The sequence below is a fragment of the Altererythrobacter sp. C41 genome, assembly GCF_016803135.1.
Classification (GTDB): Bacteria; Pseudomonadota; Alphaproteobacteria; order Sphingomonadales; family Sphingomonadaceae; genus Pelagerythrobacter.
The window spans coordinates 121107-129932 of record NZ_JAEVFE010000007.1; the positions used below are offsets into that span (position 1 = coordinate 121107).

Here is an 8826-nt window from a genome sequence, read left to right on the forward strand (position 1 = left end):
GAACGCACAGGCTTATTCAAGATGCGTGCCAGTTTTCCTCGCGCCGACAGTCTCGCGCTTCTCGACCTTCTCGTGGATCGCGCGGGCGAGGTCGCGGCGCCCTTCCTCCGCCTTCTGCAGGCGGCGCTCGGCGACCGCGAGATCGGCCAGGCGGTCGTCCGCCTCGCGCCGGGCATGCTCGGCCTGCTTCGCGGCGGTCGCGCCGAGATCGCGGAGATGACCGCCGAGCACGGCCGCGCTGCGCAGGTCGGCGCCGTCGCGCGAGGTGTCGCGTAGGGCATAGACCTGCGCCAGCGTGCGCGTGCGTTCGGAAAGCTGCTCGAGCTTCTGCCGCACTGCCTCGGCCCGGTGCGCTTCGGCCGCGGCCTGGCGCTGCTCGGCCGAGCGCAGCCGCTCGATCAGGCGCGCGCGGCGCAGGCGCCCGCCGTCACTGGTCATTGCCGATCAACTGCTGGAGCTGCGCGGTGGCCTCGTCCAGCGAAACGCGTTCGGCCACGTCCTGCTTGAGGAATTCGGCGATCCGCGGGTGGAGCGCGATGCCGCGGTCGACCAGCGGATCGGCCCCGGGGCGATAGGCGCCCATCAGCAACAGGTCGCGGTTGCTCTCGTAAGCCGAAACGAGCGCACGCAGATTTCGCGCGAGCAGGTTCTGCTGCGGGCTCGCGACGTCGCTCATCACCCGGCTGAGCGAGGCGCCGACGTCGATCGCCGGATACTGCCCGCGCTGGGCGAGATCGCGCGAGAGCACGATATGGCCGTCGAGGATCGAGCGGGCGGTGTCCACCACCGGATCGTTCTGGTCGTCGCCGTCGGCGAGCACCGTATAGATCCCGGTGATCGAGCCGCCGCTTTCCGCCGAATTGCCCGCGCGTTCGACCAGCTTGGTGATCGTCGACAGCGCCGAGGGCGGATAGCCGCGCGCCGCGCCGGGTTCGCCGAGCAGGATGCCGATCTCGCGCGCCGCGTGGGCGATGCGGGTCAGGCTGTCCTGGATCAGCAGCACGCGCAGGCCCTGCGCGCGGAAATATTCGGCGAGCGAAGTCGCCAGCAGCGCGCCGCGCAGCCGCAGGTTCGCGGCATGATCGGCGGGCACGGCGACGACCGCAGTGCGCGCGGCCGCCTCGCCCTGCATGTGTCGTTCGACGAAGTCGGAAACCTCGCGCGCGCGCTCGCCGATCAGGCCGACCACGACCACGTCGGCTTCCGCGCCGTGCGCGATCATGTCGATCAGCACCGACTTGCCGACGCCCGATCCGGCCATGATGCCGACCCGCTGGCCGATCCCGAAGGTGGTGAGCGCGTTGATCGCGCGAATGCCGGTATCGAACGGTTCGCGCACGCTCGCGCGGTCGAGCGCGCCGGTGCGCTTGCCGCCGGCCGGCCATTCCGCGCGCGAGCGCAGCGGCGGGCCGCCGTCGATCGGGCGGCCGAGGCCATCGACCGCGCGGCCGAGAAAGGCGGGGCCGACAGGCAACATGCCCGGCCGTCCTTCGGGCCGCACCGGGACGCCGGGGCGCAGCAACACGCTGTCGCCGAGCATCATCATCATCGTGCGCCCGTTGCGGAAGCCGATCGCCTCGGCAGTGAGCGTCGCGCCCTTGCCGTCGTCGATCCGGCACAGGCCGCCGATCGGCACCGAAAGGCCGCTGACCTCGATCAGCCCGCCGTCGCACGCCGCGACCCGGCCGAAGCGGCGCGGGTGCAGGTCGACCGGCGGCATGGCGAGTTCGCCGAGCACCGTCTCCAGCTCGCTCAGCACTCGCGGAAGGCCTCTTCGAGAATGCGGCGCCACTGCGAGGGCCCGTCCTCGATCCCGCCGTCCTCGGTCTCGATCCGCAAGCCGCCGCGTTCGACCGAGGGGTCGGGCACGGCGACGAGATCGGCCGGCAGCCGGCCTTCGACCAGCGCCAGATCGTCGGGGTGAAGCGATACGCGCCGCTCGTCCTGCGCGCGCTGGAGCATGGCGGTGGCCTTGCCGATCCGCGCGACGAGGCCATCCTCGTCGAGCGCGAGCGGCAGGATCGCATCCTCGCACAGCGCCAGCACCGTCAGCCGCAGGCGCTCCCGCAGCGCGGCGGCGCTTTCGGCATCGAAACGCGCGAAGGCAAGCTCGATCGCATGGCGCCGGGCGTCGCGTTCGCGTTCCTCCTCGCGGAGGCGCGCTTCGGCCTGCGCGGCGCCTTCGGCGAGCCCGCGCTCGTAGGCTTCCGCCAGGGGATCGCGCTCCGGCTCCGCTGCCGCTTCTTCGGCCGCGACGACGTAGAGCGGAGAGAAGCGCGGATCGCGCGAGAATCCGCCGCTGCCGCGCAGCCGCTCGAGCGGGAGGCAGGCCCTAGACATAGTCGTCGTCCGCCCCGCCCACGATGATCGTGCCGTCGGCGGCGAGCCGCTTGGCGGTCGCGACGATCGCCTTCTGCGCCGCGTCCACGTCGGCGCGCTTGATCCGGCCGCGTTCCTCGATCTCGTCCCGCAGGCCGTCCGCCGCGCGGTTCGACATGGCGCCGAAGAACACTTCGCGCTGCGCTTCCTCCAGACCCTTGAGCGCGTCGATCAGCACTTCGCTCTCGATCTCGCGCAGGAGCTGGCCGATCGTCTGGGTATCGAGGTCGAGCAAGTGCTCGAACTTGAACATCTCGCTCTCGATGTCGCGGGCAAGCTGCTTGTCGAGCTTGTTGAGGCCCGGGATCACGCGCTTCTCCATGCTGCGCGCGGCGCTGTTCATGATCTCCGCCGCCTCGCGCACGCCGCCCATGGTCAGCTTCCTGATCCCGTGGGTGCCGGCGATCTTCGCGGCCAGGGTTTCCTCCAGGATCGCGATCGCCTCGGGCGAGACCGGCCCGAGGCTGGCGATCCGGTGTACGACCGGGGTGTGCAGGTCCTCCGGCAAGCCGGCCAGCACCGCCGCGGCGGTCGCGGGTTCGAGCTGGACGAGCAGCACGGCGATCGCCTGCGGATGCTCGTCCTGGATCAGCGGGATCAGCACGTCGGGCTCGAGCCACTGGGCGATCTCGAGCGCCGGGTTGCGCGGCGCGTTCTCGGGCGGGGCGACGCGGCGCATGATGCTGTCCGCCTTCACTTCGCCGAGCGCGCCGGTCATGATCCGGCGCACGTCGTCGATCCGGCCGTGCGCGGAAATGCCCGACTGGCTGGCGGAATCGGCGAAGCTCGCGATCGCGTCGGCAATCGCGGTCGGCCCGATCTCGCCGAGTTCGCACATCTTGGTGCCGAGCCGGCGCAGTTCCTCGGGCGAGAGGCCGGCGAGCAGCCTTGCCGCCTCCTCCTCGCCCAGCAGCATGACCATGACCGCCGCGCGGTCGGCGCCGTCGAATTCGATCGGGGCGGCCATCACGCCACGCCCTCGGTGCTGCGCGTCTCGCTGAGCATGCGGCGCAGCGCCTGGAGCGCGTCGTCCGGCTGCTCGCGCGCGATGCGCTGGGCGAGTTCGATCTGCGCGGAAAGCTCCTCGCGGTCGGGCTCGTCGTTCATCGCGATCAGCGCGGGCCGGCGGCCGGCCGGGAGCACCGTCAGTTCGCCTTCCGCCTGTTCGCCTTCCTCGTCCTTGCGGCTGGTCAGCGCGCGGACGATGGGCCGGGCGACGAACAGCAGCACCAGCACGACGCAGATCAGCGCGACCAGATTGCGCACGACCATCGCGAACCACGGCGCTTCCCAGAACGGCGGTTCCTCGGCCACGGGCGGGTCGAACGGGCGGACGATGACCGCCACCGTGTCGCCCCGCGCCGTATCGGCGCCGACGGCCGCGGCGACCAGGTCCTCGAACTTCTTGATGTCGGCGGGCTTGGCGCCCTGCAGCACGTCCTGGTTGATGGCGACCGCGACCGACAGGCGCTTCACGCTGCCCGGCGCGACGTTCGACACCGCGACCTCGCGGCCGAGCTCGTACGTCCGGGTCGCGCTGCTTTCGCCCACTTCCGGCGCGGCGGCCGCGGCCGGGCCGCCCTCGGGCGCGCCTTCGACGGCTTCGGGCGCCGCTGGCGGCGTGTTCGACAGCACTCCGGGCACGCCGACCGCGGCGCCGGGGCCGGGCATGGTCGAGGTCTGGGTCGTCTCGCGGCGCACCGCGCCGTCCTTGTCGTAGCTCTCGCGCGCCGAGGTCACCTCGTTCATGTCGAGCGCCACCTGGATCTCGCTGGAGAAGTTCTCGGCCCCGATCATCGGCGCGAGGAGCTGGTCGACCTGCGAGCGCAGCTTCGCTTCCATCCGCGTCTGGAGCTCCAGCCGGTCCGATTCCGCCCCCTTGGGGTCCGACAACAGCCGGCCGTGCTGGTCCACGATGCGCACCGCGTCGATCGACAGCCCCGGCACCGAGGCGGCGACGAGATTGGCGATCGCGGTGACCTGCGATTCGGAAAGCTGCCGCCCGCGCGCCATGCGGACCATGACCGAGGCGGTCGGCGGCAGGTTGTCGCGCACGAACACAGAGCGTTCGGCGCGCGCGAGATGGACCCGGACCGATTCGACCCCGTCGATCTCGCGGATCGTCAGCATCAGGTCGCGTTCCTGCGCGGCCCGCAGCCGGTCGCCTTCGAGCGTGCGGCTGGCGCCCATGGGAAGCGAATCGATCAGGTCCTGCCCGGTCTCGGGCGTGGCGAGCGCGCCGTCGGAGGCGACCACCATGCGCGCGCGGTAGAGATCGTCCGCCCCCACGGTGAGCGCGCCCGTCGCGTTATCGATCGTGTAGTCGATCGATGCGGTCTCCAGCGCGCTGACCACCCCGGCGCGGTCGGCGTCGCCGAGCGAGCTGTAGAGCACGCGCTGCGGCGCCGGCGCGAGCGCGGCCCAGAGCAGCGCGGCCATGCCCACCGCGGCGAACCCGGCGAACCACGGCAGGGCCTTCCTCACCGCGGGCTGCGCCACGAAAGCGGCGGCGCGATCCTTGAACGAACCGGCGCCCCTCGCGCGCAGCGGCGCAAGGAGCGAGCCGGAGGAAGCACCCGTGGGAACGAGGTCGCTCATCTAATCAAACCCCCATCCGCATGATGTCCTGATAGGCGGACAACAGCTTGTTCCTGACCTGCAATGTGGCTTCGAAAGCGATCCCGGCTTCCTGGCGCGCGAGCATGACCTTGGCGATGTCGGTCACCTCGCCGCGCTCGTAGCCGGCGGCGAGGTCGGACGACTTGGTCTGTGCCGCGTTGACGCCGTCGAGTGCCGTTCGGAGCGTATCGGCAAAGCCCCCGCCCGCCGGTTCGCTCGGAGCCGCGACGCCCGTTCCTGCGGCGCCTTTCGCCTGCTGGAGTTCCTGCAGAACGCTCGATCGCTCCAGGATCTGCTGGCGCAGGGCCATGATCTGCTGGACCGAGCCCGCGCCTCCGATGCCGCCCACGCCGCTCATCGACGGCCTCCGACGGCCAGGCCGGCTTCACGGAAGGATGCCAGACGGTAGCGCAGCGTGCGTTCGCTGATGCCGAGCTGGCGCGCGGCCTCGGCGCGCTTGCCGCCGCAGGCGTCGAGCGTTTCCATGATCGCGCGCGCTTCGGAAAGCTGCACGACCTTGGAGAGCTTGGCCCCCGCGCCGGCCTCGTCGAAATCGACCTGCGATGCCGGTTCGGGCGTGCGTTCGACCAGCCGCGCGGGCCGGTCGAACACGATATGCTGCGTGCCGATCGCGGCCTCGTTGCCGGCGAGCACGAGCGCGCGGCGCATGACGTTCTCCAGCTCGCGGATATTGCCCGGCCAGCCGTGCTGCTTGAGCATGGCGACCGCCCCGTCGGTGAGCCAGGGCACCTGCTGCCCCTGCGGCGCGTGGCGCAGCAGCATGGCGAAGGCCAGCGGCACGATGTCGTTCGGCCGCTCGCGCAGCGCCGACAGCGTCATGGGAAACACGTTGAGACGATAGTAAAGGTCGGCGCGGAAGCGGCCCTCCTCCACCTCCAGCGGCAGGTCGCGGTTGGCGCAGGCGATGATCCGCACGTCGACCTTGACCGGCGTGGTCGCGCCGACCGGCACGACTTCGCCTTCCTGCAAGGCCCGCAGCAGCTTGGCCTGGAGCGAAAGCGGCATCTCGGCGATCTCGTCGAGCAGCAGCGTGCCGCCTTCCGCCGCGCGGAAGAAGCCCTCGCCCGCCGCATTGGCTCCGGTGAAGGCGCCCTTCTGGTGGCCGAACAGCAGCGCTTCCAGCATCGTTTCGGGAATGGCCGCGCAGTTGACCGCCACGAACGGCTTGCCCGCCCGCGCGCTGCGATTGTGGATGAACTGCGACAGCACTTCCTTGCCGGTGCCGGTCGGCCCGTTGATGAGCACCGGAATGTCGGTCCCCGCCAGCCGGTCGGCCAGCGCCAGCACCGAAAGCGATTCCGGATCGGCCGCGACCGGCCCCCCACCGGCCGCGGCCAGCGCGACGAGCGCGCCGAAAGTCGCTTCGGAGACCGGATCGGCATACGTCAGCCGGGCGCCGGTTCCCATTCGCTCGATCGCGGGCACGTCGGCCCGCGCCAGTGCAATCACGCCGGGCAGCTCGCGCAGCCCGCTCTCGGCGGCGTCGGCAAGGTGCACGATCTGCCGGGGAAAGAGCGAGGATGCGATCCCCGCGAACTTGCCCGCCAGCGAAACGTGAGCCTTTTCGAACCCTTGGGTCCGTTCGATCGATCCCACTTTTCAGCCCCCTGCTGATTAACCATCCGTCCGCAGCCCTATTGGCGCCCGTAAGGGGAAATTTCGCTTAATGGTTAACGGTGGAAGGCCCTTAAGTATAAATACTTAGTCCGAACGACGCGCCGCTCTCTGCCACCCCGCGGACGTCATCCGGCGAAAGCCGAGATCGCGCGCGGCGAAGTCGGGATCTGGCGGAGAGAGATCCCGGCGTGCGCCTGGATGGCGGGCGTTTCGCAAACCGCGGCGCAACCACGAAAATCCGCCTGCCCCCTAAAACTTCCCGGCGCATTGCCGGTCTGGGTTCAAGCTGCCGCCCAAGACGGGGTCTCGGGGCAGCCCTTGAAGAGCATTGTGGGAGTTTGAACAATGTCCGTTATCAATACGAATATCAGCGCGCTCAAGGCTGCCAACGCCTCGGCCGCTGCCAACAAGGCCCTCGGCACCGCCATGGAGCGTCTGTCGACCGGCAACCGCATCAACAGCGCGAAGGACGACGCCGCCGGCCTCGCCATCGCCACGTCGATGACCTCGCAGATCCGTGGCATGAGCCAGGGCATCCGCAACGCCAACGACGGCATCTCGATGGCGCAGACCGCGGAAGGCGGCCTGAACGAAGTCACCAACATGCTGCAGCGCATCCGCGAACTGGCCGTGCAGTCGGCGTCGGGCACCTACCAGGCCACCGACCGCGCCAACCTGCAGGCGGAAGTCACCGAGCTCAAGTCGCAGATCGACGCCGTCGTCGCGAACAGCGAGTTCAACGGCGTGAAGCTGTTCGACGCCAGCACCGCGACCGTCACGATCCAGGCCGGTGCCGAAAGCACCGACACGATCGACCTGACGATGGCCGATCTCTCGGGTCTCGCCACCGCAACGTTCGACGTCGGCACCGACGCTGCTTCCGCGACCACGTCGATCGCGACGGCCGACGCGCAGCTCGAGGCGATCTCGACTGCCCGCGCCACGCTGGGCGCCGGCCAGAGCCGCCTGGAATCGGCGGTCAACACGCTGACCAACAACGTCACCAACCTGTCCGACGCTCGCTCGCGCATCCAGGACACCGACTACTCGGCCGAAACGACTGCGCTGGCGAAGGCGCAGATCCTCAGCCAGGCTTCGACCGCGATGCTGTCGCAGGCGAACCAGAGCCAGCAGAACGTTATGTCGCTGCTGCGCTAATCGTCAGAATATCTCTGGCCTTTGGAGGCCCGGCGCTGTCACCAGTGCCGGGCCTTTTTTCTTTGGTTGCGGACCCTTCCGTCGTCCGCGTGGACCCCGGAGTCCGGGTTCGACCTCGGATCATGGATCTCCGCTTTCGCGAGGATGACAAAGGGCGGCCGCGCAGCGGACCTCTGCGATCGCAGTGGTCGGCTGGAAGGAGTGACGGCCGGCCACGTCCTGCGAAGTGTGTGCCGGACGAAAGCGCGGCGCCCAGGGTGCATCTCGACCTAACCAAGCGTGTCATCCCCGCGAACGCGGGGATCCATCGGCTGACGACGAACCCTGGATCCCGGTCTGCGCGGGGATGACAGGGGGAGGCGATAGAGCGGGTCTTCCTTCCGGTCATCTGCGTTTCCCCAGCGAATCCCGTCATCCCAGCGCAAGCTGGGATCGCTACCCGCCAGGTCATCCGGCGCTGCACGCGATCCCAGCGTTCGCTGGGATGACGAGGGGTGTGTGAGAGCAACGCTCCTCACCGTTTTACCAGCAATCTTGACAAAACGAACCATATTGGTTATGTGACGCGTGCCTGGCGGCCCTCAACGTCAGGCAACGAGGATCGGGGCAGGCGCCCAGTCGACGGTGCTTCGCCTCTCTTCCGCTGATGGAGCGGCTTCGCCGTTCCGCCAGCGGCGCGGCCGGTGCGGCTGGCGTGCGATGTTCAGGCTCGGGTGTAACCTCAAGGAGCCGAAAGCTTCGCTCCCTTCCGCCGGAAGCCGGGACATGGATGTTCGCGCTGTTCGCGTGCTGCCCTCACGAACCCGGCGCTGCAGCCGGGCTCCCCGGGCCGCCAGTACACCGCGCGCTGGCGTGGCGGATCAGCCACGGGGCATGGGCGGACTTCTCGCGAGTCCCGGCCGTCCGCGCCCGCCAGTCCCGGACCCCAGGGATCGAACCGGGCCCACCGCGGCGGCGGCGGGCAAGCGGATCGTGCGCGGCGAACCTCACGCCGCGGCCCGTCCGCCGGTCGTTCGCAAGCAAACCGCCACC

The 8826-nt window shown here is 69.9% G+C and carries 9 protein-coding genes; 1 reads left to right on the forward strand and 8 read right to left on the reverse strand.

What is annotated here, in order from left to right; all coding sequences use genetic code 11:
* Positions 1-12 precede the first annotated feature (12 nt).
* From JNO53_RS12565 to JNO53_RS12595, 7 genes are read right to left on the reverse strand one after another with little or no spacing between them, the layout of a single operon-like run.
* Positions 13-438, reverse strand: coding sequence for a hypothetical protein (locus tag JNO53_RS12565; RefSeq protein ID WP_203111776.1), 426 nt, complete (start codon positions 436-438; stop codon positions 13-15).
* Complete coding sequence (locus tag JNO53_RS12570; protein WP_203111807.1) at positions 428-1720, reverse strand: FliI/YscN family ATPase; 1293 nt, start codon at positions 1718-1720, stop codon at positions 428-430. The genes JNO53_RS12565 and JNO53_RS12570 overlap by 11 nt, the downstream gene beginning before the upstream one ends.
* 32 nt (positions 1721-1752) lie before the next feature.
* A complete protein-coding gene (locus JNO53_RS12575) occupies positions 1753-2340 on the reverse strand; it encodes a FliH/SctL family protein (RefSeq protein ID WP_203111779.1) in 588 nt (195 codons plus the stop codon).
* The gene (gene fliG, locus JNO53_RS12580; protein WP_203111782.1) at positions 2333-3346 is read right to left on the reverse strand and encodes a flagellar motor switch protein FliG; all 1014 of its coding nucleotides are present in this window, start codon (positions 3344-3346) and stop codon (positions 2333-2335) included. Before fliG ends, JNO53_RS12575 begins: the two co-directional genes overlap by 8 nt.
* Positions 3346-4977: a flagellar basal-body MS-ring/collar protein FliF gene (fliF, locus tag JNO53_RS12585; protein WP_203111785.1), complete on the reverse strand. Its 1632-nt coding sequence runs from the start codon at positions 4975-4977 to the stop codon at positions 3346-3348. The genes fliG and fliF overlap by 1 nt, the downstream gene beginning before the upstream one ends.
* A 4-nt stretch (positions 4978-4981) precedes the next feature.
* On the reverse strand, positions 4982-5356 hold the full coding sequence (gene fliE / locus JNO53_RS12590) for a flagellar hook-basal body complex protein FliE (RefSeq protein ID WP_203111788.1): 375 nt from the start codon (positions 5354-5356) through the stop codon (positions 4982-4984).
* Positions 5353-6615 (reverse strand): sigma 54-interacting transcriptional regulator, encoded by a 1263-nt coding sequence (locus tag JNO53_RS12595; RefSeq protein WP_203111791.1) that lies wholly within the window; start codon positions 6613-6615, stop codon positions 5353-5355. The genes fliE and JNO53_RS12595 overlap by 4 nt, the downstream gene beginning before the upstream one ends.
* 366 nt (positions 6616-6981) lie before the next feature.
* Here JNO53_RS12595 and JNO53_RS12600 point away from each other — a divergent pair, with 366 nt between their 5' ends.
* Positions 6982-7794, forward strand: a complete 813-nt coding sequence (locus JNO53_RS12600; RefSeq protein WP_203111794.1) for a flagellin N-terminal helical domain-containing protein — start codon at positions 6982-6984, stop codon at positions 7792-7794.
* A gap of 795 nt (positions 7795-8589) precedes the next feature.
* Here the strand turns inward: JNO53_RS12600 and JNO53_RS15395 are convergent.
* A partial coding sequence (locus tag JNO53_RS15395) for a hypothetical protein (protein WP_238401883.1) occupies positions 8590-8826 on the reverse strand: 237 nt, incomplete at its 5' end.

Bases quoted from the DNA above. Each gene is read 5' to 3' on its own strand.
- JNO53_RS12565 (WP_203111776.1), bottom strand. From the start codon at position 438: ATGACCAGTGACGGCGGGCGCCTGCGCCGCGCGCGCCTGATCGAGCGG.
- JNO53_RS12570 (WP_203111807.1), bottom strand. From the start codon at position 1,720: ATGCCGCCGGTCGACCTGCACCCGCGCCGCTTCGGCCGGGTCGCGGCG.
- JNO53_RS12575 (WP_203111779.1), bottom strand. From the start codon at position 2,340: ATGTCTAGGGCCTGCCTCCCGCTCGAGCGGCTGCGCGGCAGCGGCGGA.
- fliG (WP_203111782.1), bottom strand. From the start codon at position 3,346: ATGGCCGCCCCGATCGAATTCGACGGCGCCGACCGCGCGGCGGTCATG.
- fliF (WP_203111785.1), bottom strand. From the start codon at position 4,977: ATGAGCGACCTCGTTCCCACGGGTGCTTCCTCCGGCTCGCTCCTTGCG.
- fliE (WP_203111788.1), bottom strand. From the start codon at position 5,356: ATGAGCGGCGTGGGCGGCATCGGAGGCGCGGGCTCGGTCCAGCAGATC.
- JNO53_RS12600 (WP_203111794.1), top strand. From the start codon at position 6,982: ATGTCCGTTATCAATACGAATATCAGCGCGCTCAAGGCTGCCAACGCC.